Source organism: Candidatus Thermoplasmatota archaeon (genome assembly GCA_018814355.1).
In the GTDB taxonomy this organism is placed as follows: domain Archaea; phylum Thermoplasmatota; class Thermoplasmata; order UBA10834; family UBA10834; genus COMBO-56-21.
This window is the reverse complement of the sequence record JAHIZT010000015.1, coordinates 1-18,014: the sequence shown is the minus strand read 5'-3', so window position 1 is coordinate 18,014 and position 18,014 is coordinate 1. Positions and strand designations below refer to the sequence as shown.

Annotated in this window: 14 protein-coding genes and 1 other RNA gene; 2 read left to right on the top strand and 13 right to left on the bottom strand. The window is 52.9% G+C overall.

Features of this window, described 5'->3' with window-relative positions; genetic code table 11:
* From KJ653_00525 to KJ653_00515, 3 genes are all read right to left on the bottom strand, one after another.
* Positions 1–308 (bottom strand): ACT domain-containing protein (locus KJ653_00525; GenBank protein MBU0684325.1); only part of this gene is annotated, 308 nt, incomplete at its 3' end.
* Between the two features lie 234 nt (positions 309–542).
* Positions 543–1,289, bottom strand: a complete 747-nt coding sequence (locus tag KJ653_00520; GenBank protein ID MBU0684324.1) for a radical SAM protein — start codon at positions 1,287–1,289, stop codon at positions 543–545.
* 151 nt (positions 1,290–1,440) lie between these two features.
* Positions 1,441–2,484: a radical SAM protein gene (locus tag KJ653_00515; protein MBU0684323.1), complete on the bottom strand. Its 1,044-nt coding sequence runs from the start codon at positions 2,482–2,484 to the stop codon at positions 1,441–1,443.
* Between the two features lie 622 nt (positions 2,485–3,106).
* Between KJ653_00515 and KJ653_00510 the strand changes: the two genes are divergently transcribed.
* Positions 3,107–3,586 (top strand): GNAT family N-acetyltransferase, encoded by a 480-nt coding sequence (locus tag KJ653_00510; GenBank protein ID MBU0684322.1) that lies wholly within the window; start codon positions 3,107–3,109, stop codon positions 3,584–3,586.
* Between the two features lie 579 nt (positions 3,587–4,165).
* Positions 4,166–4,609 (top strand): small multi-drug export protein, encoded by a 444-nt coding sequence (locus KJ653_00505; protein ID MBU0684321.1) that lies wholly within the window; start codon positions 4,166–4,168, stop codon positions 4,607–4,609.
* Positions 4,610–5,573: 964 nt separating this feature from the next.
* Here the strand turns inward: KJ653_00505 and KJ653_00500 are convergent.
* The 10 genes from KJ653_00500 to KJ653_00455 all read right to left on the bottom strand — a co-directional run.
* Positions 5,574–8,456, bottom strand: a complete 2,883-nt coding sequence (locus tag KJ653_00500) for a hypothetical protein (GenBank protein ID MBU0684320.1) — start codon at positions 8,454–8,456, stop codon at positions 5,574–5,576.
* 954 nt (positions 8,457–9,410) lie between these two features.
* Positions 9,411–10,637: a site-specific integrase gene (locus KJ653_00495; protein ID MBU0684319.1), complete on the bottom strand. Its 1,227-nt coding sequence runs from the start codon at positions 10,635–10,637 to the stop codon at positions 9,411–9,413.
* Positions 10,638–10,729: 92 nt separating this feature from the next.
* Positions 10,730–11,046: RNase P RNA component (gene rnpB / locus KJ653_00490), an RNA gene on the bottom strand.
* 152 nt (positions 11,047–11,198) lie between these two features.
* Complete coding sequence (locus KJ653_00485; GenBank protein MBU0684318.1) at positions 11,199–11,675, bottom strand: chemotaxis protein CheD; 477 nt, start codon at positions 11,673–11,675, stop codon at positions 11,199–11,201.
* Positions 11,672–12,283 (bottom strand): chemotaxis protein CheC, encoded by a 612-nt coding sequence (locus KJ653_00480; GenBank protein ID MBU0684317.1) that lies wholly within the window; start codon positions 12,281–12,283, stop codon positions 11,672–11,674. Before KJ653_00480 ends, KJ653_00485 begins: the two co-directional genes overlap by 4 nt.
* Before the next feature lie 5 nt (positions 12,284–12,288).
* Complete coding sequence (locus tag KJ653_00475) at positions 12,289–14,214, bottom strand: chemotaxis protein CheA (GenBank protein ID MBU0684316.1); 1,926 nt, start codon at positions 14,212–14,214, stop codon at positions 12,289–12,291.
* Between the two features lie 5 nt (positions 14,215–14,219).
* Positions 14,220–15,275: a chemotaxis response regulator protein-glutamate methylesterase gene (locus KJ653_00470; GenBank protein ID MBU0684315.1), complete on the bottom strand. Its 1,056-nt coding sequence runs from the start codon at positions 15,273–15,275 to the stop codon at positions 14,220–14,222.
* A gap of 10 nt (positions 15,276–15,285) precedes the next feature.
* Complete coding sequence (locus KJ653_00465) at positions 15,286–15,651, bottom strand: response regulator (protein ID MBU0684314.1); 366 nt, start codon at positions 15,649–15,651, stop codon at positions 15,286–15,288.
* 1 nt (position 15,652) lies between these two features.
* Entirely contained in the window at positions 15,653–16,150 is a 498-nt protein-coding gene (locus tag KJ653_00460) for a chemotaxis protein CheW (protein MBU0684313.1), read from the bottom strand.
* The coding region (locus tag KJ653_00455) for a methyl-accepting chemotaxis protein (protein MBU0684312.1) at positions 16,147–18,014 on the bottom strand (1,868 nt) is incomplete at its 5' end. The genes KJ653_00455 and KJ653_00460, both read right to left, overlap by 4 nt.

The following is an 18,014-nucleotide window of genomic DNA, read 5'->3' as shown; positions in this document are numbered from 1 at the left end:
TCTTTGTCGAACATGTATGCCGCGTCGAGGTTTATGCCCTCATTTGCCAAGATCCTTGTGACCCGCGCGAGTTCGCCGGGCTTGTCCTCCAGCTTTACCACGAGGACGTTCCTCACAGAGAACTGCATTTCCGCCTTCTTTAGTATCTCCCTGGTCTTCTCGGGATCCGCACTCACAAGGCGCACGACCTCGGCATGGGGCTCGGTCGAAATGGCTCTTATGTTTATGTTTGCCTCATGCAGCTTCTCCGTCAATCGAGCGACCTCTCCTGGCTTGTTGGGCAGCTTGACGCTAAACTCTTGCTCCATCTACATTTCCTCCTCCCACACTCTTGGCAAGATCATGGAAATGACGTCTCCGAACGGATGCCTAAAACCATGTCTTGTCTAGGGGGGTTCATTACTATGCAGCCTCTTAGTATTTCAAGTCTGTTGCACGGAGTCATTCATCGCCTGGCAGACTTCATGAGCGATGAGCGCCAAATGCTCAGGTGTGAGCATTGAGCGAGTTCGAATGCCTCGGAAGCCGGGTTCATAGCTAGCTCACACCTGCTCCGGAGGGACTCTGTCTGGCATGTGCGATGTGAAGTAGTTCACTCCAGATTTCTGCAGCCTCGCCTCGACGGAAGGATAGAGTATCAGCTCCTCAACCTCGAAATCCTCGAACTCGGGATCAATACTCCCTAGCCTCCGCCTCAAGGAACGCACACTCTCTTCATTGCTGAAGCTGACCATGCACGCTGCATGCGTTCTTACGCCATGTCTTCTCAGATTCTCTAATGCATTGAGCTGCAGCTCGAATCCCTCCGGCACCGCCCCAGTCAATCTCGAGAATTCCTCTTCCGACGCACCCTTCAAGCTCACCCTCACGTGGAGATTTGGAAACCTCGACAGCTCGTCCGCATAGCTGGGATCGCTGCCTACCAGGATGCCGTTCGTCTCGAGTATGAAGAGGTACTGAGCAGGTATGAGCTCGAGCACTTTGATCAGGTGCTCCCGGCCGATTGTCGGCTCGTTCCCACTCACCCTTATCTGCCGAAAACCTTTCCTCTTCGCCATCGAGACAAGCTTGCTCGCGACTTCCTCGGGAGAGTACATGCTGCCGAACTTATGAGGATTGGCCACCTCTCTGAAAGACCAGCAGAACACACACCTGAGGCAGCAGCCGACACAGTCGGCCGTGGATATTCCCCCATAGAACCTGGCGGGCCTGAACCGGTAGTAGCGTCTTCTGTCACCAGAACAGACTACCTCCTCGACTTCCTTTGCCAGCTTCGCGGGGTCGTACATCCTCGAAACCTAATTCCATACAATACGATAAGAGTCTCGCCGAGACAGTTGGGCAAGACTATGGATTCCTGATGCAACCTCACCGTCCACTTCAACGAGCCGAAGCGGAAAGACAAGAAAAAGTCAGACGACTGGCCTTGTCCAGCGATCCTCAATCCAATATGTGAACATTCCCCACGTGCACATTTCTAAGGCCCGCACCCCGAGCGGCAGCAAGGGCTGCATCAGCTTCGGCCTTAGATGTGAACGGGAGATCGGTCATCAAGTAGTCCGGATGGAATGCAAGCAGGGAGTACGGGATTTCCGGATTCAGATCTGCAACGAATCTGGCAATACTTCCAACCTCCTTTGCATCGACATAGCCCGGAACAAGCAATGTGCTGGCCACTAGGAAGGGCCGTCCAAATTCCACCAAACGCTTCGACAGAGCGAGGAAGTTGTGCAGGGTCTGCTTGTTGGATGTACCGCACAGGGCAAAGTGGAGGTTCTCGTCAATGGCCTTCAAATCGAACTTGACAGTCCCGCCTGTCCGAAACGAGTACTCCGTGATCCTCTTGGCCAGGTCAGGTGACATGGAGCCGTTGGTCTCCCAGCAGATCCTTGGGACTCCCTTTCCTTTCTCAATCAGCTTCTCACAAGCTTGGAACGCATACTCGAGCTGTGGGGTAGGGTCTCCACCGAAGAAGCAGATGCAATGCGTGTCGTGATCGATAGCTCGCACTAGCTGGTCCACAGTCCTCCGAGGCTTGAGCTCTTTCACTCCCATCTTGTGTTGCCAGTTCTGGCAGAACACGCAATCGAAGGTACAGCCGTGGAAGAACACCGCGAGGTTCTTCCCCAGAGCGTTTCCCTCAGTGGCGGGACATATCCACTCGGCCACGCAGTTGGTTGGCAGGGGATCGTAGTACCAATCCACCACCGCCTCTTCTGAGAGCAGGGGACGGACCACTCCTCCCTGATTGCTCCTCAGGCCGCAGAGTCCTCTCTCGTTCTCGGACATGTGGCAGTGATTCACGCATTGACTGCATGCAGAGCCAGTCCCGCTTGGCTTCCTGAGCGAGAAACCTTCAATAGATTTCTGATGCACTCGCTCCGCTATCTCCCTCGACTCTCTCTTTCTCGCACAGGCAGAGCATAGGCTAAGATTGAAAGAGATATGCTTCTCGTCATCACCGCAGAGGCTGCACTTGCCCATGATATCAAAGGACACATTGTGCAGGAGAAGGGGATTAATCTTCTCCTTCCGTCCGCAAGCCACGGCACGAAGCACTGGTATGGTCACGACTACTCCGCGGAGGAGAGCTCAACTTGGGCAGGAACACTTTCAGAACTGCCAGTCGATGAAGTCTAGGGCTATTGGAACAACGACGTCAACGCCTATGCGCCAAAGAACTGCCAGTCGATGCTCTCTGCCCTCTCCAAGCTGAGGAAGAACCGGCAGCTCCTTCCCAGTGGCACCGCATCTCCCGCTCTCAGGCCATCCCGACGAGCTGGCCTAGGCTCTCATTCCCTCCGGGCATTGGCTCAGGACCAATGGTCTGTCAACAGAACCGCCCACGGCGCTTGGCCATCTCGAGAACCACGAGTGCTTTCTTCGTTACTGTTGAGATCAAGACGCGAATGTCTGGGTCGGGTTCAAATCCCCTTCAATCCACTTCGCGTCTCTTCATTCCTCATGAATCATCACAAAATCCAGGACCTCTTTCCAGGGGCATTTCACAATCCTTTTGAATACCTAGGCCATTTCGAGCATCATGGTCTCATCTAGGTTCCGGACAAGAGACAACCAAGAGGTGACCTTTCGGGAACCTCGGTCCTTGGACGCTAGAGCTCTAATGAGGTTCATAAACCAGATTGCTGTGGAGCCAATGTCAGGAATAACAGTCAACAAGAGAGTGACACTGAAAGATGAGAAAGTGTGGCTGAAGAACATACTGACGGGAATCAGGAGAAGGACAACGGTAATGCTCGTCGTCGAGGTTGATGGAGCGATTGTAGGGAATTGTCATGTTGAGCGTCGCAAGGACAAACGTTCCCATAGGGCAGTTCTGGGTATCGCGCTTGCCGAGGAGTGGAGAGGCAAAGGGATTGGAGAAGCACTTACAAAGAAAACGATTGAGCTGGCAAGAAAACGAATGCCCGGGTTAGACACGATTGAACTCTCTTTTCTGGACTATAACAAACGGGCTTCGATGCTCTACCAGAAACTGGGGTTCGTTGAGATCGGGCGCATACCGCGTTCTGTCAGAGAAGGTTCGAAGTATTTCGATGAGCACCTTATGCTCATGCGTCTGTAGTTCTACAGAGCCTGTGCGCCCCCTGTATCCATGGAGGCTTCCGGAGATAGGAAGCTCTAGCCTTCGCAGAGAGCGAGCGCAGAGACTGGATTCATCTCTGGGCTCATTTCTTGTTGATTGACAACAAGACACGAAATACTGGCTCTTCATAGGCTCAAACTTCCTTCGGTCAACAATCACGCATAGCCAGACAGAGATTGCTCAGAATCAACTAGATCGTTTTTGCTCGGATTGATTCCTAGGGTCTTGGACGCTGTGGCAGATAATTAGCTCATCATCGCCGCCAGCTCCCGCTCGACCTCCTCACTGACCACCACCAGTATGTTCAGGATGAGGATCCCGATTCAGTCGTCCTTGCACCGCATCGGGTCGGAGGTGTTCCCGTCTGTGATCGCCGGGAGATTCCGGATTAATAGCCAGGACCAACTCATTCACACGCGTCTGCAGTTTCAAACGAGGAATTGTCCGATTAGAGTAGGTGCTAGGTTGACAGCCACTGGCAATCCGTGAGAAGAACAAAGTACTCATTGGTAATTTGCTGACCGAGGAAAGGAGCGTTCCTGAGGGAGACGATACGGGATGGAATTTGTGTACATCTTCGTAGTTGTGTATGCACTTGGCATAGTGGAACTATGGGCAGCGATTCCTGTAGGCGTTGCTATGGGGGTTCATCCTGTGGCGACAGCTGCGGTCGCGACCCTTGGTGCGATGACAGGCGTGTTATTCGTATCTTATCTGGGCGAGCATATAAGGAGCTCCCTGGTGAACCGTTACCGAACTCGGGAAAAAGCGAAAAGGACCGGGCGAATGTGGAGCATGTGGCAGAAGTATGGGGTCGCTGGATTCGGCCTCCTTGCTCCTTTGTTGGTTGGTCCTCTTTTTGGAGCTGCATTCGGGATTTCCCTTGGCGTCAGCAGAGTCAGACTGATCCTCTGGATGGGTGTTGGTGTGCTAACGTGGTCTACAATAATCGCGATCTTGTCTGGTCTGGGACTACTAGGCGTGGAATCTCTTTTCAAATGACTAGGGACCTGTTTCATCTTGCTCATGCTCACATTCCGGATGGTGAGATGGCACCGGGTGTTCTCTCGCGGTTACCTGAATTGCACTTTGCTCGCTGCCGCTTTCGTCGTCACTTGATTCTCATTAGATTGCTCAGCAGGGGGCAACAGAGCCCCGACCTTCGTCAATGCTCCTCGATGACAGACAGGGCACTGAGGAGCGTGCTTAGCAAACAATACGTGACACACACTGCATTCATACACATCTGTCATCTGATTGTCCCGATTCCTCAATCGTTCTCATGACCTATGAGGTTTGCCTACGCCCGTTGACTTTTCGCGAATCCAGGTCTTATTGCCGGTAGATTCCGGGTCAATATCCGGGATTGAGAAAAAAGTTAAAGGGTTTTGAGAACTGGCCTTGCATTGTCTCACAGGAATTGAAATCCGAGATAGAATATCTGGCTCGCAACAGGTGCAGGCCCGGTTGGGCCCACTCCTCTCATCTGGCTCTGAGTCGATTCTTTCCGTTTTCGGAAAAACGACCGCTTTCTGATACTGGGCATATTGCTTCATTGCTTCGCCACTGTGCTATGCCGTCAGGTTATGAGTCTGCGCCCGAATCTTTTTATTATCATCTGGCTATATGAAACAATACACATATCTGGGTGTCTGACACCTCATATCTGGGTGTCTGGCGTTGCATGTCGATTCTCGAATGAGACATAAACCTGCGATGATGTTTCGGAAAGAAGAGGACTGAAGTGGAGTCTGGGTCGCCATTCTTCAGCCCCTGTTCGCAGTTTCATGACACACGGAGCATTACATAAAGTGTCAAGTGAGGGACACAAACACCTATATGCACGGAGGTTGCAATGAGTCACGACTCTTCTGTCGCATGCTACATATGCCTGGGCAATGCACTGGCAATAGTCGGTCTTTCTTATCCTCTCCTCCTTATGATGAAATCAGTAGTCTCCGATCTCCTAGGTTATCTGAGAGCTCAGCCTTGCCAGCAAATCATCTATCAGACTCAGTATCTGCATCTTTGTCAGCTGAAAGGGGCTGCTCGTTGAATAGCCGTTGCGAAGCCAATTCTGAATCTTGTCCTTGATATCGTTCTTCAACTTGTTCATTGCGTCAATTGTCAGGCCAGCATTCATCTTTTCCTCGAATTCGGCGACCTTGTTGTGTAGTGCGTTTCTTAGTTGTTGAGCGTTTTTCACAAACCCACTGCTTGGTATTAAGTCAATTGCATCGCTCAGCAGTTTGGAGAATGGATTGACAGTAAGGACAACGCCCTCGGCCAGATTCACACGCACGGATGTACAGTTGTCAACAAACGGTATCTTCAACGCAAACGCTATCAAGTCGGACTCGACGGCTCCTACTGGATCGGCGTAGACTCTCGAATCAGCTTCGAAGGGAACTTCAGACAATACTTCGCCGTCCGCGCCCAACAACTGAATCGAGCAATCGCCTGGAGCGATAGCGCTGACAGTACCATGCGGCAGCCAGTACCATTTGTTGAGATTCACCGTCCCATCCTGAATGATGCCGCTTATGAGGAGCACGGAAGGGTCATTTTTGTCTTGTCTGAATTCTGAAAAGAGGTGCTCGTAGCAGGAGTTCTCAATCCACTCAGTATGACCGTTGACAGAGTAACTTCTGAAGTCGTTGACACCCATGAAACAGTATCCGTTATTGATCTTCGTCCTGTCCGCAACATTGAATCCGCTTGCTGGTGCGGCTGCGTCTTTATACGCAGGTAGATCGTATTCCTCTACATCAGTTCTCAGACCGAATGAATGTCCTATCTCATGGGCAACGGTTGTCCAATATCCATCCTGTACGAATGATGCTCCAGAGACGCTTGGATAATACAGCCCAACAGCTCCCGGGTAATGTTCGGGGAAGTAGTAATCGGGCACTATACCCACAATTCGATCGGCAGACCCGAGTGTGCGAAGCTGCCCCATCAGCCACAGAGAAACCATGTCGATTCTCCACTGGGTGTTACTTGAGGCAATCAATGAGTCACTGATTACCGTGCTCGTGAATCGATTCTCGGCAACTGGATATGTCTTGGTCAGGAAGGCGAAGCTCTGACTGCAGGTTTCATAGTAGTACGGTGGGAGACCAGCCCCGAGATACTCCAGGGGAATATATGCCACGCTCAAATCGTTCGTTTGCTTGACTTCGACAAATGAGTACTTCTCATTGTTGGTCTCATCTGATTCGACAATCATATTCGAGTAGTCCACGCGGACGATAACAAGAACAAGTCCCGGTGTCTTGGGGGCATTGAAATAGAACTCGATAAGCCCGTCTTTCGTCATCAATTCGCCAACGGTGTACTCTGAAGTCGACGTGACATCGCCGCATTCCCATTTGACGCCAACTTGCTGCGAGCTGTCCAGATGGCCAGAGATGGTAATCCAGGCAAACGCAGCGGTTGCCTTCCCAGCAACTAGGTCTAGAATGCCATCGCTATCAACGTCGGAATTCCAATTGACTTGAACGACAGTCGGTGGGTTCACCTCAAGATCGGGATTGACGACACCAGAAACCACCACCGTTACGGCATCTGCTGGACGGTTGATCCATTGGTATCCTCCCTCCATCAGGTAGAGGACGGATGTTCTCCCAGCGCTCTGTGCCTCAGCGACTTGGGTTGCACTGAAGTCAGCAATGTCGTTGCCATCATCCCAGACTGCAGCACCGTAGGCCCAGTTTGTCAGAGAAGCGACCTGCGCTCCATTGAACTCTCCACTGAACAGGAAGATTACGTAGTATGTTCCCGAGGTCGACGGCGCAGTGAGGCTGATTGTCGCAGTCACCGTTGAAGTCGCAGGAGTAGAGAGCCAGCCAACCTCGAAATAAGAAGTGCTGTGCGTCCCCCAGGACGGGGTTCCTGCGAGGGTTATCACTGCAGAAGATGCCCAGGTGCTCACTGCTGTCATCGTGACGGTACCAGAAATGCTCGCCCCTGGACTTACGGTAATCTGCTTGTTAGAAGGAGAGACTCCTGAGAATGCCCCAGTGCCAGATCCGATAGCGAGACTGCTGCTGTCTCCAGGATCGCCTGAAGCCCCAGATATCAACTGAATATTGTCAAAGCTAGCCCATGCGTGGATGGCTCCTCCATCGCCGTTACCAGACTCGAAATAAGTTCCGATGTATCCCGAAGTCAGAGAAGTATCTGTTGCGGTGATTATCGGTATTGTGGCAAAATCACTGAAAACTGATATTCCGCTTCCGGTGCACTCAATTCTATAATGATGCGCCTGGGGGAACGAAGGAGTCCTCCAAGATGTGAATCCGAGACTTGTGGGATGTTGTGGCCAGGAGTGTCGATCCGGAACCATGTTCAGGACCTCCCTGATGCTATTCAACTCTTGCGAGTAGAGAATTGCGAATCGATAGCAGCTCTGATCGCCGGCTCTGAAATCAACTCCAGCGTACATCACCAGAGTCGGTCCACCCGAGCCTCTGTTGAAATCCTTGAGGTCAAAGTCCAGGCTGAAATCAGAGGCGATTGCGTCCTTTGCTTCAAAATCGACACAGGTTGCGGTAGATGGTGTGTTTGTGATATCACATCTTAGGACCTTATCACCTATTCCCACCGTCTCGAGCGAAGTAGACACGCTTCCGTACCAATCTGAAGGCTTCCACATTGTCCAAATTGACTGGAAACTTGGATCACTAATCGAAGAATACCCGTTGAAATCCTCATAGAAGGAGCCACCTGATGTGGCCAACTCAATCGCGCGATGGTCGGTGGATCCAACCGAGAATGCCGCAGTCACGATTCCCGATCCGACCGGGGCCATGACAAACAGTAGGGCGACAACTAGCGCAGACGCCACCCGCCATCCTTTGAAGCCGCCGTTCCAATTTGCGTATCCATATCCAGAATGTACAGTCCTATCGAATGAGACACCCCCTTGGTTGACTCCTTCACGGACTTTGTTCTGCAAGCCCCAGTCTGTTGACAAAGTCACAGACACTGGCATCCTAAGACGCCGTTCCCGCCTGCCTGCGATTGAACTTGTTCGGCATGATCTACCAGTCAAACTAGTATGCTCGCGCTCAGAAAGACTGAAACTCCCCATGTCCTCCCCCATGGGGCATCGATATAGCAGGTACTAAGCTTCTTCGCTAGGTTGAGAAGGCATATGCTGGGTTCAAACTCGATAGTAGCGATATGAAAAGAAAGAAGAAGGGATTTGTATCATCTCTCGCATCCTCGGCGATGAGATTTCCGAGACCGGAAATTCTTAACTGTGAGCCATTCAGTCTGACCCGTCCTAATCCGGTTGGGCCCACGCCGATTTTATCTGTAGTATACATAACCAGAATTGGCACCGTGCAAAAGACTTCTGAGGAAACTTGCGTATGTGTTTTCGAAGCTCACCTTGGTCATCTTGATAATCGCCACGACTATGTCAGGAAGGTACCAAATACTGGCAGATCGTATCAGAATAAGGGGAAGGTAGGGATGCCTCTGATAATCAACGGCAAAGATCTGACAGACCGGACCATTTGCGGGCACGTGGACGATTTGCTGGGCAGCTTCGCTCCTCGTCTTCGGCTCAAGAGTGAAGCCAAGGTTGCTCTCTGGTCAGAACTCGAGAAAGCGGAGACTGAGCTCGCGAGATACTATATACATCAGCTGGACCAGAAGTATCATGAAGGGACATTCTCCGCAATGCTTAAGGCGGCTCACAAGCCTCATAACAAACTGGCAGGAACATGTTTCCTCAATGAATCGATTCCCGATGTGACAAGAGATTGGCTGGTGGTTCAGGCGAGAACGCTTGTCACAGCTTATCTGCCAAGTCTAGGAGCTTCCTCAACTTTCGTGCAAATTCCACCTGTTCCGAGTCCAATCTTGGGGTCGGCTGCTCAGGAATCGTCGCATCTGAAAGGCCGGATTCCGTAGGCTTTCGCACCATCATGATCGCGGCCTCGAATCTCTTTTGGTTGGGTTCTGGTCGAATGTATCGTTCTTGCAGAACCGTTAGATCATGGTGACCGCTGCGTGACGCAATCTCTGATGGTGACATTCCTGCTTGCCATGCTCTGGTTATCGCCCATCTTCTCAGTGCGTGCATGTGAAGGCGGTTCCGGCAACCTTTTGAAGTGCCCGCTTTTTCTGCAACTTCCATGAGGAGCTGGGTCGGTCGCGCCTTGCCCATTGGTTTGGTGAGGAGGGGCTTCACTTGCATCCTTCGGGAGCCACCTCTCTGAACGATTGGCACAGACCGCATCGCAGGGAACAGGTAGGTCGGCTCACCCTCGAGCTCTTTTTGGAATCCTGGATTCACTTCGCGCACATATGCCATTATCGAGGGGAATGTAGGCTCACAGATTGAATCCAGTACCAATGCACGCCGTTGCTTCATCTTGCTTGCCCGAAAGCTGAAACGATGATGTTCAAGGTCGAGGTCCCGAAGAAGAAGGTTCGTGACGGATCCGACTCTTTGCCATGTGTCCACGGCAACCCAGAAGAAGGCCCTCGCTTCGTGCGAGATCCTCGAACTGGGATCAGATGCCGCAAGTTGCATCAGCTCCATGTCCCGATCATCAATCATGAAAACCTGGGGCGCGTCTACAGTCGGGCTCGAGATCTTTTTCGGTGGTCGCACATCGGAGTTCTTTGGAAGTTCGGATAGGAAGTCTAGGAATGCATTCGTGGCAGCGATTTTTATCACAACGGTAGCACGCCCGTCATCGCGATACCGTGCGAGCAACCAGTCTTTCCAGTCAGAACACACGGTTGGTGTGAACGTGCCAAGATCAAACAGAGCTTCGGACTTGAGCTGTTTCTCTGTCAAGAGCCATGACCAAAGGTGTTTCACGCTCCGAACGTAGCTCTCTATGGTGTACTCCGACCGATTGCGAACGTTGAGGTACGCGACGAAAGGTTCCAACCTACTTGCGAACTCTCGTTCTCCTCTCTCGAGATCTCCGTGTCCTAGGAGCGCAAGAAGTTCGCCGCTCCGTGCCTCCGAATCCATTCGCAGCCCTGATTTCTTGGTCGGCATGCATGTTATGAATCGGTGCACGTGGTATTTAAGAGGTAACGCCCGTAAGGACCTTTATGGGTGGTACGAAGCCAGTATGTCAAGAATGTGCCAGGTGAAGGACATAAGCCCCTTTCTGTTCCCGTCTCTCGACGGTGATGGCATTCGACTATTGCACTCTACCCGCCGACGATGAGAGATCGATTCGGCCGTTTGAGCTTGCTCCAGTGGGGAGTCGCCGTTTCACCAAATCCCCGGGAGACTTCATCCACAGAGGAATCATCACGTTATCCCGGGACTGTGTCGTTTCTGCGCCCTTGCCAGGACTCTCGCCCTGCTGTTCTGACAGCCCACTTTCTCACGGAGAGGGGACTTTCCTCAGCCGGCCTGCGATGAACGCAGACCTACCGTCAGCCATCCGCCTTCTCCTGGCGACCGGTATCTACGCGGTTGCATGTACAAAAGCCTTTCTGAAACTCCAGGGTCAGGCCTGTAGTCGTGATGGTTGATGAGATGCGTAGGAAGAGAAGTAAGAAGAGAGCACAACTGCACGGAGAAGAACACGAACGTTCTGACAATCGTCTACAATACCTTCACTGGCTCGAAGGCCGTCTTGACAGTCACGTGACCATCTGATGTGTCGAAGTAGGTAGATCGGCCCCGATTCCCCTCGAGATCCTCGGCAACGATTCTGATCTTGAACTCCCTGAGTATGTTTCTGACGGTCATGCTGTTCTCTCTGCCGATGTTTGCGATCGCTAGGTTCAGGTTCGGAAACATCTGCGCCCCACCAACCAGCTTGGCAACCAACCTCTCTTTCTTGGCGCCATGGTTTAGCATCTCCTTGACGAGTTTCCTTGTGCCAGTATCAGCGTACTTCTCCTCGTTGTCGCACTTGATCGGAGATTTCGGGAGCAGCACGTGAGCGACTCCACCTATCCGGGCCACCGGATCGTACAAGATTATCGCAACGCATGAACCTAGTCCCAAGCAAACTATCTGCTCAGGCGCGCGGCACACGGTCATCTGTCCAATCCCGACGGTATGCGGCTGGTTCATCTTCGGGGCTCCACCATCCTCTCGAGGATCAGTTTGAGCGTCGATTCCTCGGGAAGCATCAGGAAGTATCCCTCGAACTCTTCGTCGATCCCTTTGAAGCATGTGTGGACCGCGAGGACAGTGTCGACCTTCTGTGCCAAGCTAGCCAGTGGGATGTCAAGGACAGCACCGAGCAGGTCCACGGTTGCGTCCGGGGGCGCTGGAATCATATCGATATCTATCATCTTCGAGACGGCGATGAGATACCAACAGAGGCAGATGTTGCCGACCTCCTTGAGCGCTGATTTTTGTAGCTCCGTCAGCGAGGCGATATCGACTTTCTCCTTGGTCAGGTGTTCGAGCAATGTGACCGCGGATTTGTTCGGCAGAACGACGAGTATGCCGCTCTTGAGGTCGCCGCAGAGGTATGTGTACGTGCCTGCGACGATTTGGTCCGCGCCGCCAAGCCAATCCGACACCTTGGACATAGGGAGTATGTTGCATGAAGTGACTTCGTTCATGAGCTCTACATCCATGAGCGACGAGAGCGCCGTAGCAGCGCTGCCTGCGCCAATATTGGCGAATTCCATGATCACTCCCAAGACCTTTCCAGTCTTTTCATCAGTCACTGCTCTCATCCTCCGATTATGGAATCGACGTCGAGTATCAGCGCTATCCTGCCGCTGCCAAGAATCGTTCCTCCCGATATCCCCCTAACCTTCCTCAGCCGTCTGTCAAGCCCTTTCACGACTATCTGTTGATGGCCGATTAGCTCATCGACCCGCAGGGCAACCCGTCTGTCCCTGCTCTGGACCACCAGGGTGTTCATGCCCTCCGGCGTTTCGGGAGATTTTGCCATCCCGAAGAATTCCCGCATTCGTATGAGAGGCAGGACCTCTCCTCTGAGCTGCACGACCTCCCTGCCCCTGATAGTCTTGACTTCATCCTTCTCGAATTTGTGTGATTCTACAATGGTGCCCATCGCGACTGCGTAGGTCTGGTCTGCAATCCCGACGAGCATCGCCTCGATTATCGCGAGAGTGAATGGCAGCCAGAGCGAGAAAGTGGTTCCCGCACCTTCCGAGCTGGCCACCATCACGCTTCCGCCTAGTTCCTCGACGGCTCTTTTGACGACGTCAAGCCCAACGCCTCTTCCAGACACCTCCGTGACTTGGCTCTTAGTGGAGAAACCCGGATTGAAAAGCAAGTCAAGAAGTTCCCTTCCAGAAGCCGAGTCGGCCTGACCCCGGGACATCACGTTCTTCTTCACGGCAGCCTTCCTGATCTGGTCGTAGTCGATGCCTCTACCGTCGTCCGAGACCTCGATGAGCACATGGTCTTGCTGCTTCGACGCGACTATTCTGATCAGTCCTTTCGCCTTCTTCCCCGCATGGATTCGTTCATCCGTCGTCTCTATGCCATGGTCGATGCAGTTTCGAAGCAGGTGCATCATGGGCTCGGTTATCCTATCAACGACAGTCCTGTCGAGCTCAATGCTCCCCCCCTCGACGAGGAGTTCTACCTCCTTTCCTTCGTTCTTGGATATGTCTCTGACCATGCGAGGGAATCTGCTCATCACAACATCCAGGGGGATCATCCTGATCTCGAGGACTTTGGACTGTATGTCAGAAGTGAGCTTGTCGATCAGAGCGGATATCTCTCGGAGCTCGAAGTCGTCACGCGAGGCGGCCTTATCGAGAAGCCTGCTCCGCCCGATGACAAGCTCACCAACGTTGTCCAGCAGGTCGTCCAGTTTGTCCATTCCCACTTTGACAGTCTGCGCGGGGAGAACATCGGATGGAGCCGCCACAGCGCTGGCCTCCTGCTTCGTCATCTTGTGCCATTTTTCTCTAGGTTCTCCAGTCATCCCGACGTAGACCTCGTCGACATCTGACATGGCAATGACACGTCTGAGCGCCTCCTGGAACTTCTCTGTGGGCTCGAGCTCGACCGTCAACTCCTCGAAGACATGCTCACGATCGATGTCGGCCTCCGTTGGGCTGGATCCTGCAATCTCGGAGGCTCTTCCAAGCTCCTTTAGAATCACCATGGCCCTTGCAGAAGGGAGTGAGCACCTTCTTCCCAGCCTTATCGAAACGGTCGTCGTCTTGGGTTTGACTGGTTCAGGCTCGATCTCGGGAGTCTTCTTCTTGGGCGTTGCAGGTCCCCTGGCACCGGAGAGCAGCCCTCGCAGCTGCTGGATCAGTTTTGGATTCTCTCTGATTTCAGCAGATGCTTCGACCGCAACGACCATAGCGTCGAGGGTGTCGAAACCGCTGAAAATGATCTCCACGACGTTCTCCTTGAGCTGTAGACGGCCGTCGCGTATCCCTCCCAGCACGTCTTCTATGGCATGGGCTGTCTCGACGACAGCTTTGAAATTCATCATCCCCGCCATGCCCTTGATCGTGTGCGCGGATCTGAATATCCGATCCACCAACTCCTTGTTTTCTGGACTCTTCTCGAGCTCCAGCAACGCATCGTTCATGATGCGCAAGGACTCTCGCGTTTCGGAAACGAACAGCTTCGAGTACTTGTTCATGTCGATGTCCTTTGCCAACTAGCTCACTCCTGGAGGAATTTGACTATCTCTTCCGCGATCTTATCCAAAGGCAAGATCTGGTCCACCAATCCCGCATCGATCGCGGATTTTGGCATGGCGAACGCAACTGAACTGTGCTCATCCTGAGCCACGACCCTACCTCCGGACGCCTTCACCACCATCGCTCCTGCCGTGCCGTCCATTCCCATGCCAGTAAGAATAACGACCATCAGTTTCTCCCTGAGCGACTCCGCAGCACTCCTGAACAGGACATCGACAGACGGTCTGACGAAGTTCACAGGTTCGCCGTCATCCAGTCTGATGACAAGGCTTGCTGCTCCTTTCCATCCGAGTCTGAGGTGCCTGTTGCCGGGGGCCAGATATGCAACTCCTTTCTCGACTCTGTCGCCTTCGCAGGCTATGACGACCCTGGGACCATTCGCAGCATCCAGTCTTCTCGCGAAAGAGGTTGAGAATTCTGGAGGGAGGTGTTGAACGATGATGAATGATGCAGGAAGATCTCTGGGTAGGGCTGCGAAGACTATCTCCAGGGCTCGTGGGCCTCCCGTCGACGCGCCGATCGCCACGACCTTATGGCCTCTGAAAGCCTCTTTCTTGACAGAAAGGACCTTCTTCGTGCTAAGAGGCTCCTTCGTTCTTCTAAGGACATCCATCTTCGCTTCCGCAGCGATCTTCACAATCTCGACTATCTTGCCGGTGAAATGCACGATATCGATGGACACGGGGCCGCTGGGCTTCGAGATGAAGTCGACAGCGCCCATCTCCAGCGCTCTGAGTGGAAGTTGGTCGTCAACCTTGTCCATTGCGCTGAGCATGACCGTCCTTGCAGGCGACTCCTTCATGATCCTCTGCAATGTAGCGATGCCGTCCATCTTCGGCATCTGTATGTCGAGCAGAACGACGTCTGGAACTAGCGTCTTGACCTTCTCGATGGCCTCGACCCCATCCTTGGCGTTCCCCACGACAGATATGCCGGCGTCAGACTCCAGCATGTCCTTGAGAACGACGCGCATGTACGCGCTGTCGTCGACAATCAAGACCTTGATCTTCTCAGGCATCCACCCGACCTCAGACTTCCATCTGGAGCACGGCATTCACGGACTCGAGCACATCGTCTGCCGTGAAGGGCTTGATTATGAAATCCACCGCACCCGCCTCTAGCGATCGCATGACGGTCTTCTGATGGCCAAGCGCGGAGATCATGATGATCTTTGCCTTGCTGTTAGCCTCCTTGAGCCTCTTGACCGCCTCGATGCCGTCCTGCTTGGGCATCACAATGTCCATTGTGATCACGTCAGCTCCTTCCTTGCCGAACCTCTCAACAGCATCGTCGGCGTTCTTGGCCTCAATCACCTTGTGTCCCCCAGCTTCGAGTATGTTCCTGAGAACCTTTCGCATGAATTCCGAGTCATCCACAACCAGTATCTTGGCCATATCAACTACCTCCAGAACTGTGCTCTGAATCGTCAGACAGCTCCAGAACCTTGAGCGGGTCGATCAGCGTGATGAGCCTGTCTTCGTGCTTGGCGATCCCGAGGACGTACTGGGCCTCGATGCCACTCGCCACGTAGGACGGGGCTTTCTCAACTGACTCTTTTGTGAACCTAGCGACTTCTAGAACCTCATCAACTAGGAAGCCGACCGGAGCGTCGGTCGCATCGACGACCACAATCTTCTCGTTGCCCTCAGCGGCAGGGTTCGGCTCCATCCCGAATCTTCTCCTGAGGTTCACGACGGTCAGAAGCTTCCCTCTGAGGTTCATGACTCCTTCGATGTGTGAAGCGCTTCTGTGAACCTTGGCGACATCCTCGATGTTGTGTATCTCCCTGACGATGGCCACATCAAATCCATACTCTTCTTTGCCTAGGCGGAAGACTACATATTGCAGGGTGTCAGTATCCAGCATGGTGATCACTGCCTTCCAGCGCTTCACTTACCCTCACTTTTTTCTTGTATGGTCATGACGGTTGCCTTCGCGGATTCGACCTGCTTCGTGATCTCGTTCAGTTGGTTTGCTAGATCTGCCAGCTCATGGGCCGATGCCGTGAGCTCTTCCATCCCTGCCGCGAGGTTCTCAGACGATACCGAAATACCTTCCGAGGAGGCAGAGTTCTCCTTCGAGATCGCTGCGACCTCATCCAGGGATTTGGCCAGACTCTCGGTGAGTGCCTTCTGCTCCTCGGTAGAGGCGCTGATCTCCTGCACCATTGCAGCCGTCTCCTGTACTGTCGCAGCAATGTCCTCAAGGGATTTCAGCGAGTCTGAAATGGTCCTTGAGCTCTCCGACGCATCCTTCATTGTGTGTTCCATCTTGTCGGTCGTATCATCGATATCGCTCTCGACGAGCTCTATGAGCTGCTGTATCTGGTTTGCAGCTTTTCGAGAACCCTCAGCAAGCTTCCTGACCTCGTCAGCGACCACTGCGAACCCACGTCCCTGTTCGCCGGCTCTCGCAGCCTCTATCGCAGCGTTGAGCGACAACAGGTTCGTCTGATGTGCGATGTCGGTAATTATTGACACGACCTGCGAGATCTCTTTTGATTTCTTGGAGAGGAGCTTCATCGCCTCTGCGGTGTCCTCCACGTTTCTGAGCATCGAGTTCATCTTCTCCAGTGATATCTGGGCAGACTTGCTGCCGTTCTGAGCGACTTCGCTGGCGTTCGCAGATGCTCCAGCTGCGTTCTGCGAGCTCTGGACCACATCGTAGATTGCTTTGGTCTGTTCCGAAAGCATTCTGACCATCTCATCGATTCTCATCGACTCAGCTTGAGCGCTCTTGGATTCCTGGGCGGCAGCGGAGGACACCTGTTGCGTGTTCTCGGTCATGTGTCCGATGGTCTCTGCAAATGACGCGGACGAATCCTTGAGAGACTCCGACGCTATCTTGATCTCGTTGGTGAGCTTCGACAGGTTCTGTCTCATCTGCTTGAACGCCTCGACAAGCGTAGCCAAATCGCCTTTCGCCACGACATTGATATCCCTTGTCATATCCCCTCCAGCAATCGCTTGTGCGCTCTCTGTCAGCTCTATGAGGGGTTTCGAGGTGTTGTCGATCAACATGTTCATCGATCTCACGAGGTCTCCTACCTCGTCGCTCGAGGCCCTGATTTCCAATCGCGTTCTGAAATTGCCATCAGCAATAGTCTTGGCCGTCTTCGAGACAGTCACAATCGGTTTCATCATGCTAGATGAGAACACGAACGACAAAAGGATGATCGCAACAGCTACCGCAGCAGCTCCAACGAGAGTGTACAAGATCGCCTTGTTTGTTGCCTTGTGGACCATTGCATCCGTCAGCGCGGCAGCGTCATTGTTCACGTTGATGAGGTCTTCCATGTTCATGTTGATGATCTGCATGTGCAACGATGCATTCTTCGCCGAGTTGTATGCAGAGGCAGTGTCAGCAGCGCGTAGCAAGCTGATGGTGATAGTGGTCTCATCTGAGTAGTTCTCCCACTCCGTCACGACGACACCATACGCGCGGGTCTCCTCCGTGATCAGAGCCATTTGACCCTGGCTTGTGATGATGTTGCCCAAGTTCGGAGACACAGCTAGGGAATATTGATTCTTGTAGTCCCTGAGAAACTGCATGAATAATGACTGGAAGTTCACCATGTTGTTGTAGAATATGCTGGAGCCAGGCTCGCCATAATCGAGCACATATGTCATGAACGATTCGTGTGACGATGCCAGGTCGTTGCCGGCTCTCGCGATTACGCCGACGACCACGAGCGATTCTTCATGCAAAATCGTTTCGTCCTTCTGGATTTCGTGCATTCCTTGAATCGACACAGATC

What these genes read in the sequence shown, in the direction of transcription:
- KJ653_00520 (MBU0684324.1), bottom strand. Translation starts at nt 1,289, where the DNA reads ATGTACGACCCCGCGAAGCTGGCAAAGGAAGTCGAGGAGGTAGTCTGT.
- KJ653_00515 (MBU0684323.1), bottom strand. Translation starts at nt 2,484, where the DNA reads ATGGGCAAGTGCAGCCTCTGCGGTGATGACGAGAAGCATATCTCTTTC.
- KJ653_00505 (MBU0684321.1), top strand. Translation starts at nt 4,166, where the DNA reads ATGGAATTTGTGTACATCTTCGTAGTTGTGTATGCACTTGGCATAGTG.
- KJ653_00495 (MBU0684319.1), bottom strand. Translation starts at nt 10,637, where the DNA reads ATGCCGACCAAGAAATCAGGGCTGCGAATGGATTCGGAGGCACGGAGC.
- KJ653_00485 (MBU0684318.1), bottom strand. Translation starts at nt 11,675, where the DNA reads ATGAACCAGCCGCATACCGTCGGGATTGGACAGATGACCGTGTGCCGC.
- KJ653_00470 (MBU0684315.1), bottom strand. Translation starts at nt 15,275, where the DNA reads ATGCCTGAGAAGATCAAGGTCTTGATTGTCGACGACAGCGCGTACATG.
- KJ653_00465 (MBU0684314.1), bottom strand. Translation starts at nt 15,651, where the DNA reads ATGGCCAAGATACTGGTTGTGGATGACTCGGAATTCATGCGAAAGGTT.